Origin of the sequence: Tabrizicola sp. (genome assembly GCF_036781545.1) — a bacterium.
In the GTDB taxonomy this organism is placed as follows: domain Bacteria; phylum Pseudomonadota; class Alphaproteobacteria; order Rhodobacterales; family Rhodobacteraceae; genus Tabrizicola.
In genome coordinates, this window is sequence record NZ_DAIQAT010000010.1 from 36,182 (window position 1) to 52,533 (window position 16,352).

General features: G+C 68.1%; 16 protein-coding genes. 5 read left to right on the plus strand and 11 right to left on the minus strand.

Annotation, left to right across the window (positions count from 1 at the left end):
* The 3 genes from V7Q39_RS03685 to V7Q39_RS03695 form a co-directional block, all read right to left on the minus strand.
* Entirely contained in the window at positions 1-573 is a 573-nt protein-coding gene (locus V7Q39_RS03685) for a tyrosine-protein phosphatase (protein WP_333815057.1), read from the minus strand.
* 87 nt (positions 574-660) lie between these two features.
* The gene (locus tag V7Q39_RS03690) at positions 661-1,260 is read right to left on the minus strand and encodes a LysE family translocator (protein ID WP_333815059.1); all 600 of its coding nucleotides are present in this window, start codon (positions 1,258-1,260) and stop codon (positions 661-663) included.
* Between the two features lie 44 nt (positions 1,261-1,304).
* A complete protein-coding gene (locus V7Q39_RS03695) occupies positions 1,305-2,684 on the minus strand; it encodes an HWE histidine kinase domain-containing protein (RefSeq protein WP_333815060.1) in 1,380 nt (459 codons plus the stop codon).
* 133 nt (positions 2,685-2,817) lie between these two features.
* On the opposite strand from V7Q39_RS03695, the gene V7Q39_RS03700 reads away from it, so the two are divergent.
* Both V7Q39_RS03700 and V7Q39_RS03705 read left to right on the plus strand, forming a co-directional pair.
* Positions 2,818-3,270 carry an acyl-CoA thioesterase gene (locus V7Q39_RS03700; protein WP_333815061.1) on the plus strand — a complete coding sequence of 151 codons (453 nt, stop codon included), beginning with the start codon at positions 2,818-2,820 and terminating at the stop codon, positions 3,268-3,270.
* Positions 3,267-4,277 (plus strand): GlxA family transcriptional regulator, encoded by a 1,011-nt coding sequence (locus V7Q39_RS03705; RefSeq protein WP_333815062.1) that lies wholly within the window; start codon positions 3,267-3,269, stop codon positions 4,275-4,277. The genes V7Q39_RS03700 and V7Q39_RS03705 overlap by 4 nt, the downstream gene beginning before the upstream one ends.
* A 56-nt stretch (positions 4,278-4,333) precedes the next feature.
* Here the strand turns inward: V7Q39_RS03705 and V7Q39_RS03710 are convergent, their stop codons facing one another.
* The 4 genes from V7Q39_RS03710 to V7Q39_RS03725 all read right to left on the minus strand — a co-directional run bounded on the left by V7Q39_RS03710 (position 4,334) and on the right by V7Q39_RS03725 (position 7,400).
* On the minus strand, positions 4,334-6,088 hold the full coding sequence (locus tag V7Q39_RS03710; protein WP_333815063.1) for a monovalent cation:proton antiporter-2 (CPA2) family protein: 1,755 nt from the start codon (positions 6,086-6,088) through the stop codon (positions 4,334-4,336).
* 142 nt (positions 6,089-6,230) lie between these two features.
* Positions 6,231-6,542, minus strand: a complete 312-nt coding sequence (locus tag V7Q39_RS03715) for a helix-turn-helix domain-containing protein (RefSeq protein ID WP_333815064.1) — start codon at positions 6,540-6,542, stop codon at positions 6,231-6,233.
* Positions 6,526-6,921, minus strand: coding sequence for a type II toxin-antitoxin system RelE/ParE family toxin (locus tag V7Q39_RS03720; RefSeq protein WP_333815066.1), 396 nt, complete (start codon positions 6,919-6,921; stop codon positions 6,526-6,528). The genes V7Q39_RS03715 and V7Q39_RS03720 overlap by 17 nt, the downstream gene beginning before the upstream one ends.
* Before the next feature lie 65 nt (positions 6,922-6,986).
* Entirely contained in the window at positions 6,987-7,400 is a 414-nt protein-coding gene (locus V7Q39_RS03725) for a VOC family protein (RefSeq protein ID WP_333815068.1), read from the minus strand.
* Between the two features lie 224 nt (positions 7,401-7,624).
* On the opposite strand from V7Q39_RS03725, the gene V7Q39_RS03730 reads away from it, so the two are divergent.
* Positions 7,625-8,914: an O-acetylhomoserine aminocarboxypropyltransferase/cysteine synthase family protein gene (locus V7Q39_RS03730; protein WP_333815069.1), complete on the plus strand. Its 1,290-nt coding sequence runs from the start codon at positions 7,625-7,627 to the stop codon at positions 8,912-8,914.
* Between the two features lie 14 nt (positions 8,915-8,928).
* Here V7Q39_RS03730 and V7Q39_RS03735 read toward each other — a convergent pair whose 3' ends face one another.
* The 3 genes from V7Q39_RS03735 to V7Q39_RS03745 all read right to left on the minus strand — a co-directional run bounded on the left by V7Q39_RS03735 (position 8,929) and on the right by V7Q39_RS03745 (position 11,660).
* The gene (locus tag V7Q39_RS03735) at positions 8,929-9,705 is read right to left on the minus strand and encodes a hypothetical protein (protein WP_333815070.1); all 777 of its coding nucleotides are present in this window, start codon (positions 9,703-9,705) and stop codon (positions 8,929-8,931) included.
* Positions 9,705-10,853: a hypothetical protein gene (locus V7Q39_RS03740; protein ID WP_333815071.1), complete on the minus strand. Its 1,149-nt coding sequence runs from the start codon at positions 10,851-10,853 to the stop codon at positions 9,705-9,707. The genes V7Q39_RS03735 and V7Q39_RS03740 overlap by 1 nt, the downstream gene beginning before the upstream one ends.
* A gap of 114 nt (positions 10,854-10,967) precedes the next feature.
* A complete protein-coding gene (locus V7Q39_RS03745; protein WP_333815073.1) occupies positions 10,968-11,660 on the minus strand; it encodes an SIMPL domain-containing protein in 693 nt (230 codons plus the stop codon).
* 160 nt (positions 11,661-11,820) lie between these two features.
* Between V7Q39_RS03745 and V7Q39_RS03750 the strand changes: the two genes are divergently transcribed.
* Positions 11,821-14,748: a hypothetical protein gene (locus V7Q39_RS03750; protein WP_333815074.1), complete on the plus strand. Its 2,928-nt coding sequence runs from the start codon at positions 11,821-11,823 to the stop codon at positions 14,746-14,748.
* Between the two features lie 153 nt (positions 14,749-14,901).
* On the opposite strand, the gene cobT is transcribed toward V7Q39_RS03750, so the two are convergent.
* A complete protein-coding gene (cobT, locus tag V7Q39_RS03755; RefSeq protein WP_333815076.1) occupies positions 14,902-15,906 on the minus strand; it encodes a nicotinate-nucleotide--dimethylbenzimidazole phosphoribosyltransferase in 1,005 nt (334 codons plus the stop codon).
* A gap of 79 nt (positions 15,907-15,985) precedes the next feature.
* Here cobT and V7Q39_RS03760 point away from each other — a divergent pair.
* Positions 15,986-16,352, plus strand: a 367-nt coding sequence (locus V7Q39_RS03760; RefSeq protein WP_333815078.1) for an adenosylcobinamide-GDP ribazoletransferase, incomplete at its 3' end; no start/stop codon positions are given.

Here is a 16,352-nt window from a genome sequence, read left to right on the forward strand (position 1 = left end):
TCAGCTGTCGGCAAAGCCGAGAACCGGTTCCAGCCGCTCCCAGCTTTCATCCATCGGCCAAGCCTCCGACAGCCAGGGCACGGCGAAATGTCCGTATCGCAGCGACAGTTGCCGCTCGGCCCGTTCCTCCTCCGCCCCGCTGATCGCCGCCAGATACAGCGCGACCGCCAGCCCGGTGCGATCCGATCCGCGGCGGCAGTGGATCAGTAACGGCTTCGGCATGTCCCGCATCAGCGCGATCAGCCGCGCCGCCTCCTCTGGCCCGATGGCGCGCGAGGACGACATCGCGAAATCCGCATGGACAATCCCCTGGTCGGCGCTGCTGGCGATTTCCTCGTCATACCAGCCCTCTCCCGGGGCCGCTCCGCGCAGGTTCAGGATGCTCCGGACGCCCCGGCTTTTCCGGGCGATCCCGATATCCGCGCCGGAAACCTGCGCCGAGCGGTAAAGCTCGCCCGCCAGCACTTCATGGAAATTGCCGCTGAGATGCAGGCAGGCCAGGTAGCCCACCAGTGCGGCCACAGCCGCTGCCAGGCCGAATCCCAGCCCTCGAATGATCCTGCCTGCCCGCATTGTGCCGCCCCTTTGCCAAGGATGCGGACTTGCGATGCCACGGGCGCCCGGCGCAATAAGCGCCAGTAGCATGGGCAGGGCGATCAGCTAGATGTCCATGACGACCACCGGCCAGAGCGACAGGACCAGAAGTCCCGCCATCCCCCAGTTGAACGCCGTCAGCCGCCCCGGCACCTCCAGCCAGCGCCGCACGGCCTGGCCCGCCCCGGCCCAGACCGACACCGAAGGCAGGTTGACCAGCGAGAAGGCAGCTGCCACCGCCGCATAGGCCCAGACCGAAGGCTCGCTCACATAGGCCGAGACCGCCCCCAGCGCCATCGCCCAGGCCTTGGGGTTCACCCACTGGAATGCCGCCGCCTGCAGGAAGGTCATCGGCCGCGCCCTCGCCCGGCCCTCGCCGGGGCTGCCCGAGCGGGCGATCTTCCAGGCCAGCCACAGCATGTAGGCGACCGAGGCGAGCTTCAGCACCATCAGCGCCGGGGGCCAGGCCCGGAACACCCCGGCCAGCCCCAGCCCTACCAGGAAGACCATCACCGCATGGCCGACCGAGATCCCCAGCATATGCGGCACCGTCCGGCGGAAGCCGAAGTTCACTCCGCTCGCCAGCAGCATCATGTTGTTCGGTCCCGGCGTGACCGAGGTGACGAAGGCGAAGCCCAGCAGGGCAAGGAACAGGTCTTGGGTCATGTGCGCAACTCTCCAGCGTCCCGTCAGGCCAGTCCTGCCTGTGCTCAGGCCAGGACCCCGCTTTTCGGACAGTCGAGCCGCCAGCGCAGACCCTCCGGCGCGTATTCCGTGATGACCCGCCCGGAGGTGGTCGATTCCACCATCGTCGTCATCACCTTCCAGCCGAACCCCCGCCGCAGCGGTTCGGAGACCCGGGGGCCGCGCTCCTCGGCCCAGGTCAGACGGAAGCGGTCCTCCGCTCCCTCCTCTCCGGGGTCGAGCGACCAGTCCAGCTGGATGCGCCCGGTCGGACAGGACAGCGCGCCATATTTCGCGGCATTGGTCGCCAGTTCGTGCATCGCCATCCCCAGCGCCCGGGTGGCAACGGGCGACAGGGCGACCGGCGGGCCGGACAGGGCCAGCCGACCCTCTCCCCCGACGAAGGGCTGAAGCTGCGACCGGATCAGGGCATCCAGCTCCACCGGGCGCCAGCCGTTGCGCACCAGAAGGTCGTTCGACGCCGCCAGCCCGCGCACCCGCTCGCCGAAGCGGGCGATGAAATCCGTCGCATCCTTGGCCGCGGTGTTCCGCGCGATGGCCTGGATCACCCCCAGCATGTTCTTCGAGCGGTGGTTGATCTCGTTGATCAGAAGCGTCGTATGTTCCTGCTGCTCCTTGCGGTCGGTCACGTCGTCGAACAGGATCGCCAGCTGCTTGGGCTCGGTCGACTCCAGCCGGAAGGCATAGACCTCGAACCAGCGGCCCAGAAGCTCGGAATGGTTCTCGAAACGGCTCGGCTCACCCGTCCGCGCGACCCCGCCATAGATTTCGTACCAGCTTTCCTCCAGCTCGGGCGCCGCCTCGCGCAGCCACTGGCCCATGATGGCCTCCGGGAAACCCGTCTTGGTGAAGAAGGCGGGGTTGGCCTCAATCACCCGGTAGTCGCCACGGCCCTCCACGGCCTCAAGATCGTATTCGACGATGCAGAACCCCTGGTCGATGGCGTCGAACAGCTTGCGGTAGCGCTCCTCGCTTTCGCGCCAGCGCCGCTTGGAGCCATAGTTCAGATGCGCCTCGTCGGTGACGTCGATGTTGAAGCCCCGGACCGCCAGCACATTGCCCGCCGCATCGCGTTCGATCGCGCCGCGGTCCAGGATCACGCGGACCGCCCCGTCGGGGCGCACGATCCTGAAAGTATGGCTGTAACTGGAATTGCCTGACGCGAAATAGTCCCGCGTTTCATCCTTGATCCGCTGCCGGTCCTCCGCATGTATCAGGTCCTGGAATGCCGCCTCGGTTTGCGGCGCCCCGGCAAGCCCGTAAAGCCGCAGAAGGTCCGGAGACCAGATCAGCTGCCCCGTCGCGGGGCGCAATTCGTAGGTGCCGATCTGCGATCCCCAGATCAGGTCCGGTGCCTGTTGAAGAATATCGGAGTTCCGCGTCACCTCTGGCCCTCCTTGCATATCTTCACGTCGCGGTTGACCGAAGCAGGTGCGCCTCGCGCTGTCAACATCGCGCTGGGAACCCTTGACGCACCGTGTCAAAATCCGGCAAACTTGTCGCAAAAGGGGAGATCGGATGACCGTCTGCTTCACCACCGACCGGATGCTGCATTTCGGCGATTGCGACATCTCGGGCACCGCCTATTACCCGGCCTATCTCAACATCCTGAACGGCGTGGTCGAGGAATTCTGGGCCCATATCGGCTGGCCCTGGCACGAGATCATCTGGAACGAACGCTGGGGCACGCCCACGGTGCACCTGTCCTGCGATTTCTCGAAACCTTCGTTCTTCGGCGACACGCTGACCTTCCGCCTCACCATTCTGAAGGTCGGCAAATCCTCGGTGCGCCTGCGCCACACCATCCACTGCGGCGAGGAACAGCGCTGGTCGGTGGAACAGGTGCTGGCGGCCTCCTGGCTCGACAAGCACACCTCGATGCCCTGGCCAGAGGCGGTGAAGGCCAAGCTGGAAAGCCTGATGATCCCGCCCGCGCCCGACCGCAGGGCCGTCGGCGCCCCCCCGGCATGAGCGCCGACAGCGCCCCGCTGATCCCCGCGGGCGCCGCCTATTTCCGCCCCGCCCGCGCCGATGCGCCGACCCGCGCCTTCGACTTCCTGATCTGTCCCTCCTTCACCCTCCTCGCCTTCGCTTCCGCGGTGGAGCCGCTGCGCATTGCCAACCAGCTGTCGCAGCGCCCGCTCTATGCCTGGCGTACCGCCACGGCAAACGGCCAGCCCGCCACCAGTTCCTGCGGCCTGACCGTCCAGGTCGACGGCCCCCTCGGCACCCCCGCCCGCGATGCGACGCTGGTCGTCTGCGCCGGCAACCAGCCCGAGAAGGCGATCACCCCCGCCCTCGTCGCCGCCGTCCAGCGCCATCACCGCCACGGCGGCCCGGTCGCGGGCCTCTGCACCGGCCCCTTCGCTTTGGCCAAGGCGGGCCTGCTGACCAACCGCCGCTTCACGCTGCACTGGGAAAACCAGCCCGCCTTCCGCGAGATGTTCCCCGCCCTCACCCCCGCCGAGACCAAGTTCGAGATCGACGACCGCATCCTCACCTGCGGTGGCGGGGCGGCGGCGACCGACCTGATGATCGACATCATCGCCCGCGACCAGGGCGAGGCCTTCGCCACCATGGTCCTCGACATGTGCCTGCGCCGCGTCGCCATCGGCCGCGACCCCGGCCAGCGCTCCTCCCTTTCCGCCGTCGCGCAACTGCGCAACCCCGGCCTCTCGGCCATGGTTGAGCTGATGAAGCGCCACATCGAGGAGCCGCTCTCGATGGAGGCCCTCTCCGCCCGCGTCGGCTATTCCCGCCGCAACGTCGAACGCATCTTCCGCAAGGCGCTCGGCCAGCCGCCCGCGCGGTTCTACCTCGACATGCGGCTCGACCATGCCCGGAACCTGTTGTCCGGCACCGACCTCAGCCTGTCGGAAATCTCCGCCGCCTGCGGCTTCGCCACCCGCTCGCATTTCTCCAAGGCGTTCACCGCTCGCTTCGGCACCGCCCCCAGCCGCTTGCACGCCCGGCTTTAGCAAATCCAGGAATTTTCCAGAAAACTCTTGGGCTTCCCGCGCGGCGGCCAGAGCCCCTAAGTCCGCACCGTGTGCTCCGCATTGCCGATGATAAGCCCGCGGCCCGAATAGATATCCCCCGTCATCTGCAAGGCCAGCCGCTCCGCATCGCGCCGCCGGATGCCTTCGGCGATCTCCTCGATCTCCTCCGGCTCCACCCCCAGCACTTCCAGCGCCTCGCCCCCCAGCGCCAGCGCCGAGTGGAAGACCTCGCGCATGTGGTGGTCGACGCCTTCCTTGATCAGGTCCAGCACATGCTGCCGGTCGAAGGCCCGCGCCAGGACCACCGCATTCGGAAACTCGTGCTTCACCAGCTTGACGATCCGCGTGGTGATCTCCTTCTTGTCCGTCGCGATCACCACCGCCCGTGCCGTCTCTGCGCCCGCCGCCTTCAGGATGTCCAGCCGCGTTCCATCGCCATACCAGACCTTGAAGCCGAAGGTCTCTGCCGCGCGGATCATCTCGGGGTCGTCGTCGATGATGTTGATCGTGCATTTCCGCGCCAGAAGCGGCTGGCAGGCGATCTGACCGAAGCGCCCGAAGCCGATGATCAGCACCTGACCGCTCAACCCCTCCGGCGCCTCCACCCCTTCGGTCGACACCACCGCGGCCGGTTTGAAGCGGTCATGCAGGATCAGCATCACCGGCGTCAGCGCCATCGAGACGATGATGATCGCGTTCAGAATCGCCGCGGTCTCGGTGTTGAGCAACCCCACCCCCAGAGCGGCGGAATAAAGGACGAAGGCGAACTCGCCGCCCTGCGCCATCAGAACCGTCCGCTCCAGCGCCTCGGCATGGCTCGCCCTGTAAAGCCGCGCGACCGCATAGATGATCAGCGATTTCAATACCATGAAGGCTATCACGCTGACCGCGATCAGCCGCCAGCTGGCCGCGATCACCGACAGGTCCAGCGCCATGCCCACCGCGAGGAAGAACAGTCCCAGCAGGATGCCCCGGAACGGCTCCACATCCGCCTCCAGCTGGTGGCGGAAGGTCGATTCCGACAGCAGCACCCCGGCAAGGAACGCCCCCATCGCCAGCGACAGCCCGCCCAGCTGCATCCAGAGCGCCGAGCCCAGCACGACGAGCAGCGCCGCCGCCGTCATCACCTCCCGCGCACGCGAGGCCGCCAGCAGCCGGAACATCGGGTTCAGCAGGTAGACCCCCGCCACGACCAGCACCGCGATCGCCCCAAGGCCGATGGCCACATCCTGCAACCGGCCGAGCAAGGTCACATCTTCGCCCCCCGGGGCCAGGAAGGCGACCAGCGCCAGCAGGGGCACGATGGCCAGGTCCTCCAGAAGCAGGATCGACACGATCCGCTGCCCCTTCGGCGCGGAAATGTCGCCGCGCTCCTGCAACATCTGCATCACGATGGCGGTCGAGGTCAGGGTGAACCCCGCCCCTGCGACCAGCGAGCCGGCATAAGGATAACCCAGCACCACGCCGACCAATCCCAGAAGCGCCACGCACAAGGCGACCTGCAACAGCCCCAGCCCGAAGATGTCGCGCCGCATCGCCCAAAGCTTCGACGGCTCCATCTCCAGCCCGATGATGAACAGGAACATGACGACGCCCAGTTCCGCGACATGCAGGATCGCCATCGGGTCCGAGAAAAGCCCCAGCCCGAACGGCCCGATCACCAGCCCCGCCGCCAGATAGCCCAGCACCGATCCCAGCCCGATGCGCTTGAACACCGGCACCGCGACGACCGCCGCGCCCAGCATCGTCACCACCGAGACCAGATCGACGCCTGCGGTTTCCGTTGCCATGCTATCCCCCATGCAAAGGGGGAAAAAGTCGGGCACCTCGCCCCCAAGCGCAACCGGAATCGTAGGGTGGGCGCCAACCCACCCCTCGCACATGAAACGTGGCCCTGTAGGGTGCGCGCTCGCGCGCACCATCCGCCAGACGTCAAGCTATCGCCCGCAGCCCCTTCCGCGCGACGAGATCCAGAAGCCGCGCCGCAGGGCCGGAGGGCGTCTTCTTACCCTGCTCCCACTGCGCGACCGTGCTGCGCCCCACGTTCAGATAGACGGCAAAGACCGGCTGGCTGACTCGGTTCCGCTCGCGGATCGCGCGGATTTCTTCGGGCGAGTAGCTTTGGACCTTCGGCAAGGCGAGGCTCTCGATCTCGCGCAACGTGGCCTTGTCCATCGCGCCGACTTCATAAAGGCCGGTCGCAAGCTCCACCGCCATTTCCAGGATTTCACTCTTCCGCTTCATCCCGAACCTCTCCAATCTTCTTGAGAAAGCCTTTATCGAGAAGCCCGTCAATCTGCGCATCCGTGACTGACAGAAGGCCAGCGGCAAGCTTCTTCAGGGCTCTACTCTCCAAACTGTCGATGTTCTCTTTCACACCTTTCGCAAAGCCATAAAGAAAGAATATCCGGTCATCATCCGCCTTCCGGAAGCACAGGATCGTCCGATATCCGCCCGACTTGCCTTCACCTTCGCGGGCCAACCGCTTCTTGAAGAGATAACCGCCAAGGTCCGCTTCATACTGTCCGGCAAAGGCCTCCATCGCCGTCTCGACCAGTCGCGCGTCTTCGATCCCTTCCTTCTCAACCCATTTTTTGAACCGTCGCTCCAGGAACACCCGCATCGATATCTATCACCTGGTGATATAGTCTTCAATCACCGGTCTAGGCTTTCAGGGTTAACGAAACCTCACCCGTTGAACACGCTCTCCATCGCCGCGAACCCTTTCACCTCGATCGGGTTGCCGCTCGGGTCGCGGAAGAACATCGTCCATTGCTCCCCCGGTCGCCCCTGGAAGCGCACCTGCGGCGGCAGGACGAAGTCCACTCCGGCGGCGGTCAGCCGGTCCGCCAGGGACTGCCAGTCGGGCAGCAAGAGCACCAGCCCCAGATGCGGCATCGGCACCATGTGATCGCCCACTCTGCCGGTGTCTGTCGTTCTGAACGGCTCGCCGCGGTGCAGGCTGATCTGGTGGCCGAAGAAATCGAAATCGACCCAGCTTTCCGTGCTGCGCCCCTCGCGGCAGCCCAGCACGCCGCCATAGAAGGCGCGGGCTTCGTCGAGATCGGTGACATGATAGGCAAGGTGGAAAGGGGTCAGCATCGCAAAGGCTCCGGAACCGAGGGCAGTGCGATCCAAGCATGGAAGGATCGCCAATCGCAACGGTCCTTCCGCGCGGGCCCGCGGACAGAGATGAAAATTCCGTAAATGCCCGCAAGCAAGCCCTTGATTTCCCTATCTCGGCAAACCTGCCCGCGCGCGGGCAGCCCCCCGTTGCCTCGCACTCCAAAGCCACCTACCCTCGCGCCCAGACTCAGGAGGATCCCATGACCGACCGACCCCTCGGCTTCGACACGCTCGCCATCCATGCCGGCACCGCGCCGGACACCGCCACCGGCGCCCGGCAGGTGCCGATCTACCAGTCGACCGCCTTCGTCTTCCGAGACGCCGACCACGCGGCCAAGCTCTTCAATCTTCAGGAAATCGGCTACATCTATTCCCGCCTGACCAACCCCACCGTCTCGGCGCTGGCGAACCGGGTCTGCGCGCTGGAAGGCGGCGCCGGGGCCATCGCCTGCTCATCGGGCCACGCCGCGCAGATCATGGCGCTCTTCCCGCTGATGCAGCCGGGGCGGAACGTGGTGGCCTCGACCCGGCTCTACGGCGGCACCATCCAGCAGTTCTCGAACACGATCCGCAAGTTCGGCTGGTCGGCCAAATTCGTCGATTTCGACGACCCGAAAGAGATCGAGAAGGCCATCGACGCCGACACCCGCGCGATCTTCTGCGAGACGATCTGCAACCCCGGCGGCGCGATCAGCGACATCGACGCCATCGCCCGCGTTGCCGACCGGGCCGGCATTCCCCTGATCGTCGACAACACCACCGCCTCGCCCTATCTCTGCCGTCCCATCGAACATGGCGCGACCATCGTCGTCCATTCGGCCACCAAATACCTGACCGGCAACGGCACCGTGACCGGCGGGATCGTGGTCGACTCGGGGAAATTCAACTGGTCGGCGGACGACAAGTTCCCTTCGCTCTCGCAGCCCGAACCCGCCTACCACGGCCTCGTCTTCCACCCGACGCTGGGCAACATGGCCTACACCTTCCACTCCATCGCCATCGGCCTGCGCGACCTGGGCATGACGATGAACCCGCAGGGCGCGCATTACACGCTGATGGGGATCGAGACCCTGGCCCTGCGGATGCAGCGCCATGTCGAGAATGCGCAGATCGTCGCGGAATGGCTGGAGCAGGACCCGCGGGTGGGCAGCGTCACCTATCCCGGCCTGAAATCCTCAGCCTACTACCATCTCGCCCAGATGATCACGCCGAAGGGGGCGGGGGCGCTCTTCACCTTCACGATCAAGGGCGGGTATGAGGCCTGCGTCAAGCTCATCGACAATGTGAAGCTCTTCAGCCATGTCGCGAACCTGGGCGACACGCGGTCCCTGATCATCCACCCTGCTTCGACCACGCACCGGCAGCTGTCGGAAGAGGCACAGATCAGGGCCGGGGCCGCGCCGGATTCGGTCAGGCTGTCGATCGGGATCGAGGATGTGCGCGACATCATCGCCGACCTCGACCAGGCGCTGGCCAAGGCCACGGCCTGACGGCAACCCGCCGCTCAGCCTCCGGCGTCGAGCGGCGGGGCCACGAACATGCCTTTGGGCAAGGGGTCGAGCCAGGCGATCTCGGCCACCGCCGATGTCGGGCCGCCCGGCGTCAAGTCGAGGTCGAGCCGCAGCGGGCGGCAGACCTCGCCCACGCCCTCGCCGCCACAGGCAGTGGCGACGGTTTCCAGCAAGGCCTTCAGCGCGGCCTCCGGGGTTTCGCCGCCCGCAGAGCCGCTTTCCTGATCGGCACGCACGGTCTCGCGGTGCAGGACGCGCGTCGCCAGGTCGGGAAGCTTGGCCCCGTCCTCTTTCAGCCGGAAGACCAGCTCCAGCCGGAACATCGCGATCCCCGCGACCGGATCGACGCTGCCCTCGACCACCCGGGCCGCATTCACCGCGCAGTCCTGGGCGATCGCGTCGAGCAGGATCTGGCACAGCCCGTCGCTGACCCGCGGCGCGCGGATATCGGCCAGCACCTGCAGGAAGGCCGCCTCGGGCAGCTTCTCGTCGCCCACCAGCAGATCGGCGAGCCGCGCCTGGCGGACGACCCGCAGGGTCCGGGTCGGCACGAAACGATCCTGCGTCAGATAGGCCTGCACGTCATCCTGGGCCACCAGCCCGCCGGCGGGCGAGATCAGCCAGCTGCGCCGGGCTGGCGCCGCGGGCGCCGAAGCGCTGACCGGAGCCTCCGCCACCGCAGCGGGCCGCGTCTTCCAGTACTGCCAGCCCGCCGCGCCGAAGCCCACGGCCATCAGCAGAACCCCGCTTCCGATCAGCACCCGCAGCATCAGAAGCCCACCCCCTGCCGCAGGGTCTTCAGATCCCCGAAGGCGAAGCTCCTGGCGATGGCCCGGACGCGACCGGCGAAATCCTCGCCCTCGGCGGCTTGGCCCATGATCTCGAAATAGCGGTCCTGCGTCATCCGGATGCGCGAGCCCTGGATGCGGGCATAGACCGCCTTCGGCTCGGCATCGCCCGGCTGGGGGCCGACGACCGAGACCGCCCCGCCGTCGAACCCGGCGCGGGTTTCGTCGGCAAGGACGCCGAAACTGTCGCGGAACCAGGTGTCATAGGCGGCGACGCGGTCCTGCATCACGGCGTACTTCGCTTCGCTCTCGGCCTTGTCGGCACCCGTGCCGGATTTCAGCACCTCGAAGAAGCGGTGGCCGGGGTTCAGCGGATAGGAGGGCGCGATGCCGCATTCGGCCAGCGCCGCGCCCGGCAGGACCTCGACCGGCACCACCGGGTCGAGATTGGCGACGCCGACATGCGTGCCGCCCAGAAGCACCGCCCGCTCCACCCGCGCGCCGGGGGCGAGGTGGATGTTCCAGATCCGGTTGCCCGGCCCGCTTTCCAACACCAGATAGACTGGGGCCCTGGTCTCGGTCACGGCCACGTCATAGGCCTCGAAGGCAAGCGCGGCGGGGGGGGCGACACGGTCCGACCCGCTGTCGCGATAGCTGTTCACCAGCCCCTGCACGGCGGCGGCAAGGTCCTGATCATTATACGTCAGCAGCGGCAGCATCAGCCCGGTGGACGACGCGGTGACATGGCCGACGGCCGTCCCCGCAAGCGGCGGGGTCAGGTGGCAGCCCGAGATCGGGCGGATCATCGTGATCTCGGCCGGAATGTCGCCCGCCACCTGCGTCGTGTGGCCGGACAGGACATCTGTGATGAAGACCGGGCGGTTGCCTGCCATCGCGGCAATCGGTCCATGCACCGTGAGCCCGTCCGTACCATCCTGCAGATAGTCCGAGGCCTTGTCGCCCGCCCCTTTCACCGCGCTGTCGAAAGTGCCGATCCTTCCGCCGTCGAGCATGGTCGCCAGCCTGTCGGGCAGATAGCGCGTAACGGCCTGCGGGCCTTTCACGACCACCGCAAGGCCGGCAAGCATGACGACACCGACGATCACAACGCTGATCGGTCCGCGGATCATGGAAATACTGCTCCTGCCTTTTGTCTGGCGGCGATCTTGCCGCGCGACTTGGGCCAAATCATGACGGAAACCGGCGGAATCCCTGCGAATTCCACCGGTTGTCGCCGTCCGGCCTTAGTCGGCGATTTCCCAGGTGACGGACACGTTCGCCACCAGGCCAAGCTCTCCGCCCACCACCGGCGCCGCCGAAGCCGAGACGGCATCGCGATACATCGGCGCCGGATCGGTCATCGCGCCGGCATCGGAGATCGACAGGATCTTGCCGAGCTTGACCCCCGCCGCCGTTGCCAGCAGTTCGGCCTTGGCGCGGGCATCGGCCACGGCCTCCTTGCGCGCGTCCTTGTAGGCGGGCTCCGGGTCGGCCAGACCGAAGGTCATGCCGTTCAGCGTGTTCGCACCGTCGGCCACCGCGGCGTCCAGCACCGCGCCGGTCGAGTCCAGCGCGCGCACCCGCACCGTCAGCATGTTCGACGCGACATAGCCCGAAATCGTGGGGGTCGAGCTGTCATAGCCGGTCCAGTTCGGGTTGATCGACAGGTTCGAGGTCTGCATGTCCCGCGCCGCGACGCCCGAAGCCGTCAGCCGGGCGATCACCGCCTCGGTGGCCTTGGAATTCTCGGCCAGCGCCTCGGCGGCGGTCTTGCCCTGCGTGGTCACGCCGATCATCAACGTCGCCATGTCGGGGGCGGCCTCGACCGTGCCGGTGCCGGTCACGCTGATGCTGCGGTTGAAATCATCGGCCAGGGCCGTGGTCGCCAGCGGCAGGGCAAGGGCGGTGGACAGGATCAGGGCAGAAAGAACGCGCATGGGTTTCTCCTTTGGGATGCGAGACATTCGTGACTTGTGACGCGCGCCGCAATGGCTTCCTTGGCCGTTTTTCTTTCCTTCGGCGAAAAGCTGCTTTAGTTATGCGGCAACCGGCTGGGGCACGTTCCAGCACTTCCAATATCCGTGCTAGACCCTCGACATGAAACCGACATTTGCACTTGACCTGACGAGCGAGGCCATCGGGCTTCTGCACCGGACGCCGAAGGGGTGGCTCTCGATCGGCGAGACGGCCTTTGACGCCCCCGATCTGGCCGAGGCGCTGGACTATCTGCGCAAGACCGCGCTTGGCCTGTCGCCGATGGGCGTGGCAACCAAGCTGGTCCTGCCGAACAGCCAGATCCTCTATACCGAAATCCACGCGCCCGGTCCCAGCCGCGACGAGAAGCGGCGCCAGATCGCCGCCGCGCTGGAAGGCCGCACGCCCTATGCGGTCGAGGATCTTGTCTTCGACTGGTCGGGCAAGGGCGCCACGGTCAAGGTTGCGGTCATCGCGCGGGAAACGCTGGACCAGGCCGAGGCCTTCGCGGTCGAGCACCGGCTGAACCCGGTCTCCTTCGTCGCAGTCCCGGAAGACGGCGCCTTCGTTGGCGAGCCCTGGTTCGGCCCGACCGCCGCCGCCGCCTCGATCCTGGCCGAGGACGAGACGGTCGAGCGCGACCGCGACCCGGTCAGCATCCTGCGCCGCGAGTTGCCGAAGGCCGAACCGGTGGCCCCGCCACCCGAAGCCGCAGCACCCGAATCTCCCGCCCCGGAACCGGAACCGGCTGCCGAAGTCGCGCCAGCGCCCGAACCGGAGCCTGCGCCCGAGCCTGCCCCGCCCGCTCCCGTCGCCGAGGATGATCCGCTTCCCGGCCTGGAAGAAGCCCTGAACGCCGACCTGCCGGACCCCGAGCCGGTCAAGCCCGAGATCCCGCCCCTTCCCGCCCTCGCCGACGACGGGCTGGAGGACGAACCCGCGCCTCTGGCTGCGGCCGCCGCGCCTGCCGCTCCCACCAGGGACCTGCCACCCGCCAAGGCCGAAGCCGCCCCGCCTCCGCCTGCACCGGAGCCCGAGCCGGAAGAGGCCCCCTTCGCCCATGTGACCGATACCTCGGCCTTCCCCGAGGACGACGTCCCCCCGCCGCCCGTCACGCGCAAGCCGGCCATCGACGACCTAGACGACGATGTCCCCCCGGCTCCGCCCTCGGCGGCGATGATCGCCTTCGCCAGCCGCCGCGCTGCCAGTGCTGGTGCCGATGCAATCCCGAGGCCGATGGAAGGCGTCACCCGCCCCGGCGCTTCCCCCGCCGCCAAGACCGGCGCCATCGCCCGGCCCGCGACCGGCAAGGGCTTTCCGGGCATGGTCACGGCGCCCTCGATCCCGGGCACGCGGGCCAAGCCGAAGCTCAAGACCAGCGACATCCCGCGCCCCGCGACCGGCACGGGCCCGGGTCCGACCACGGTCAAGTCTCCCGCGCGGCCCGGCGGCACCTTCGGCTCGGTCGCCCCGGCCCGGAAACGCACCGGCACGGTCTTCCTGGTCCTGGTGGCGCTGCTGCTGCTGTTCCTCGCGCTGATCGGCATCTGGTCGTCGATGTATCTTGGGGGCAGGACGCCCGCCACCAACGAGACCGCCCTCACCGACACCGTCCCGGGCGTCGATGACGAGATGCTGGCCGACATGCAGGACCCCGAGGGGATGACAGAGCCCCTCCCCGAAGCGGGTGGCCCGACCCTGACGGAAGCCAACGCCGGAGACATGGCGACGGAAAGCCTGCCGGTGAACATGGGGGGCGAGGACCCTGCGGCGGAAACCGCAGCCCTGGACCCCGCGGCCGACACGGCAGCCGAGGGTAATCTGGACCCGGCCACCGATGCCACCGCCCAGCCTGCGACCGAGATCGCCGCGACCGATCCCGCGCCGGAGGCTGCGCCCGAACCGGCCCCGGGCACGGCAGTCACCACCGATGTCTCGGCAGCCTCGGCCCCGGCCGAGGATCAGGACGAGATCTTCCTCTCCGCGATGGATGCCCCGCCCCCCGCTCTCGACGCGCTGGCGTTGCCCAGCTTGGCCGGTGCCTCCGACGCGCTTCCCGATCCGGTGATGCCGCCCCCGGCGCCCGGCACCGTCTACCAGTTCGACGCGCAGGGGCTGCTGAAGCCGACCCCCGCGGGGATCGTCAGTCCCGACGGCGTCTTCCTGATCGCCGGGAAACCGCCCCGGCTTCCGCCCTCCCGCAGCGAGGTCGCAGCCGCCGCCGCCTTGGCGGCCGCCAGCGTTACGGCGCCCGCAATCCAGCCGGATGCTGCCTCGCCCTCCGATGCCTCGCTTGTCACCGCAGGCACCGAACCGGCCGTCGAAGCGCCGTTTCCGCCCGCCGATCCGGCGATGGCGGGCTTCCGCCCGAAAGCGCGGCCCGAGGGGCTGACGCCCGCCACCGCCGACGACGACGCGGCGCTCACCTCCCAGACCGCCAGTGAATTCGCGGGCCTGCGCCCGCTCGCCCGCCCGGCCACCGTGGCCGCCGCTGCTACGGCTGCCGCCCCGGCCGACCTCGGCGCGCAGGGGGCTTCGCTGACCGCGCAGGCCGAGGCGAAGCTGGCAGAAGCCGCCGCGCTGGAGGCCCGGAACCCTTCCATCGTCGCGATCTCGATGCGGCCCGCCGAGCGGCCCCGCGACTTCCGCGCCGCGGTCGAGGCTGCGGTCGCCGCCGCCGTCCGCGAACCCGCCCCGGTCGAGGAAGCCGCCCCCACCGCGGTCGCCGCCGCCGCGCCCGATGCGAAGCCCGAGGAAATCGCCGAACTCGACGAGCCGGAGGCGAAGGCTGCGCCCTCGATCCCGACCAAGGCGAGCGTGGCGAAGCAGGCGACCTATGCGAATGCGATCAACCTGTCGAAGATCAACCTGATCGGCACCTACGGCACCGACTCGCGCCGCTACGCGCTGATCCGGCAGGCGAACGGGAAGTACAAGAAGGTCAAGGTCGGCGACAAGATCGACGGGGGGACGGTGAAGGCGATCACCGACACCGAGGTCCGCTACCAGAAGGGCGGCAGGCTGGTCAGCCTGAAGATGCCGAAGATCTGAGCCTGCCCGCGCGCGGGCAGACTTTGCCAACCAATGAAATCAACGGCTTGCCTGCGGGCGTTTACGATCTGGTAACGCCTTAGGAGCCCGCTCGTCGGGGACTTCGTCCCTTCTCGCTGACCGCGACGAGAAGACGAAGTCGCACGAGGAGCATCACCGCGCCGCGACGCCTGCCTCGGCGAAGGTGGCCATGCCGGAATGGCAGGCGACCGCGCCCTGCACCACGCCGATGGCCAGCGCCGCGCCCGAGCCTTCGCCCAGGCGCAGGCCCAGCGACAGGAGTGGCTCCTTGCCGAGCTTCTCCAGCAGGCGGGCATGGGCACCTTCCGCGCTCTGGTGGCCTGCGATGCAATGGTCCAGCGCGCCGGGGGCAGCCTTTTCCAGCACCGCCGCCGCAGCGGTGGCGATGAAGCCGTCCAGGATCACCGGCACCCGCGCCATCCGCGCGCCGAGGATCGCGCCGGTCATCGCGGCAATCTCGCGCCCGCCCAGGCAGCGCAGGACCTGAAGCGGGTCGGCGAGCAGCGCCTTGTGTCGCTCCAGCCCCGCCGCGACGGCGGCTTCCTTGCGGCGCAACCCCTCGTCATCGACGCCCGTCCCCCGCCCGGCCCAGCCGACCCCGCCGTAAAGCGCCGTGGCGATGGCGGCGGCGGCGGTGGTGTTGCCGATGCCCATCTCTCCGGCAACGAAAAGATCGGCCTTGGGGTCGACCGCCTCATAGCCCGTGCAAAGCGCGGCCACGACCTCAGCCTCGCTCATCGCCGGGCTTTCGGTGAAATCCGCCGTGGGGCGGTCGAGGTCGAGGGAATGGACATCGAGCTTCGCGCCGAAGGCCTTGGCCAGCTGGTTGATCGCCGCCCCGCCATGGGCGAAGTTCGCCACCATCTGCACCGTCACCTCGGCCGGGAAGGCGGAGACGCCCTTGGCGGTCACGCCGTGATTTCCCGCAAAGATCACGATCTGCGGATTGCTCGCGCGAGGCTTCTCGGTGCCCTGCCAGCCCGCCATCCAGATCGCCAGCTTCTCCAGCCGCCCCAGGGCCCCCGGCGGCTTGGTCAACTGGCCGTTGCGCGCCTCGGCCCCGGCAAGTGCTGCGGCGTCAGGGGCCGGAAGCCTTGCAAGGAGGGCATGGACATCGGCAAGCGACTGGAACGGCATCGGCTTCTTCCCGGATTGCACCTTTTCGCGTCCGGGGCTACCCCAGAGGCCAGAGGAACGCCAGCCGGGAACTGCCGCTTTGACCCCAATCCGCGACATCGCCCTTCGGCTTCCCTCCGACCTGCTGTCGGGTTTCGCGCTGCTCACGCGCCTGCCCCTGCCGAACCATCGGGCCACCGGGGCGGCATCGGCCTGGACCTGGCCGCTGGTCGGGGCGGTGCTGGGCGGCATCGGCGCGGCTTTGGCCAGCGGCGCCTTGTGGCTGGGTGTCACGCCGGGGGTGACTGCGGTGCTGGTGCTGGCGCTGGGGGCGATGCTGACCGGGGGCCTGCACGAGGACGGGCTGTCGGACACGGCGGACGGGCTTTACGGCGGCTGGACGAAAGAGCGGCGGCTGGAGATCCTGAAGGACAGCCGGGTCGGCAGCTTCGGAGTGCTGGCCCTGG

Coding starts and splice junctions, on each gene's coding strand:
- V7Q39_RS03700 (WP_333815061.1), top strand. CDS start 2,818: ATGACCGTCTGCTTCACCACCGACCGGATGCTGCATTTCGGCGATTGC.
- V7Q39_RS03750 (WP_333815074.1), top strand. CDS start 11,821: ATGAAACCGACATTTGCACTTGACCTGACGAGCGAGGCCATCGGGCTT.
- V7Q39_RS03715 (WP_333815064.1), bottom strand. CDS start 6,542: ATGAAGCGGAAGAGTGAAATCCTGGAAATGGCGGTGGAGCTTGCGACC.
- V7Q39_RS03720 (WP_333815066.1), bottom strand. CDS start 6,921: ATGCGGGTGTTCCTGGAGCGACGGTTCAAAAAATGGGTTGAGAAGGAA.
- V7Q39_RS03740 (WP_333815071.1), bottom strand. CDS start 10,853: ATGATCCGCGGACCGATCAGCGTTGTGATCGTCGGTGTCGTCATGCTT.
- V7Q39_RS03730 (WP_333815069.1), top strand. CDS start 7,625: ATGACCGACCGACCCCTCGGCTTCGACACGCTCGCCATCCATGCCGGC.
- V7Q39_RS03710 (WP_333815063.1), bottom strand. CDS start 6,088: ATGGCAACGGAAACCGCAGGCGTCGATCTGGTCTCGGTGGTGACGATG.
- V7Q39_RS03725 (WP_333815068.1), bottom strand. CDS start 7,400: ATGCTGACCCCTTTCCACCTTGCCTATCATGTCACCGATCTCGACGAA.
- V7Q39_RS03705 (WP_333815062.1), top strand. CDS start 3,267: ATGAGCGCCGACAGCGCCCCGCTGATCCCCGCGGGCGCCGCCTATTTC.
- V7Q39_RS03690 (WP_333815059.1), bottom strand. CDS start 1,260: ATGACCCAAGACCTGTTCCTTGCCCTGCTGGGCTTCGCCTTCGTCACC.
- V7Q39_RS03735 (WP_333815070.1), bottom strand. CDS start 9,705: ATGCTGCGGGTGCTGATCGGAAGCGGGGTTCTGCTGATGGCCGTGGGC.
- cobT (WP_333815076.1), bottom strand. CDS start 15,906: ATGCCGTTCCAGTCGCTTGCCGATGTCCATGCCCTCCTTGCAAGGCTT.
- V7Q39_RS03685 (WP_333815057.1), bottom strand. CDS start 573: ATGCGGGCAGGCAGGATCATTCGAGGGCTGGGATTCGGCCTGGCAGCG.
- V7Q39_RS03745 (WP_333815073.1), bottom strand. CDS start 11,660: ATGCGCGTTCTTTCTGCCCTGATCCTGTCCACCGCCCTTGCCCTGCCG.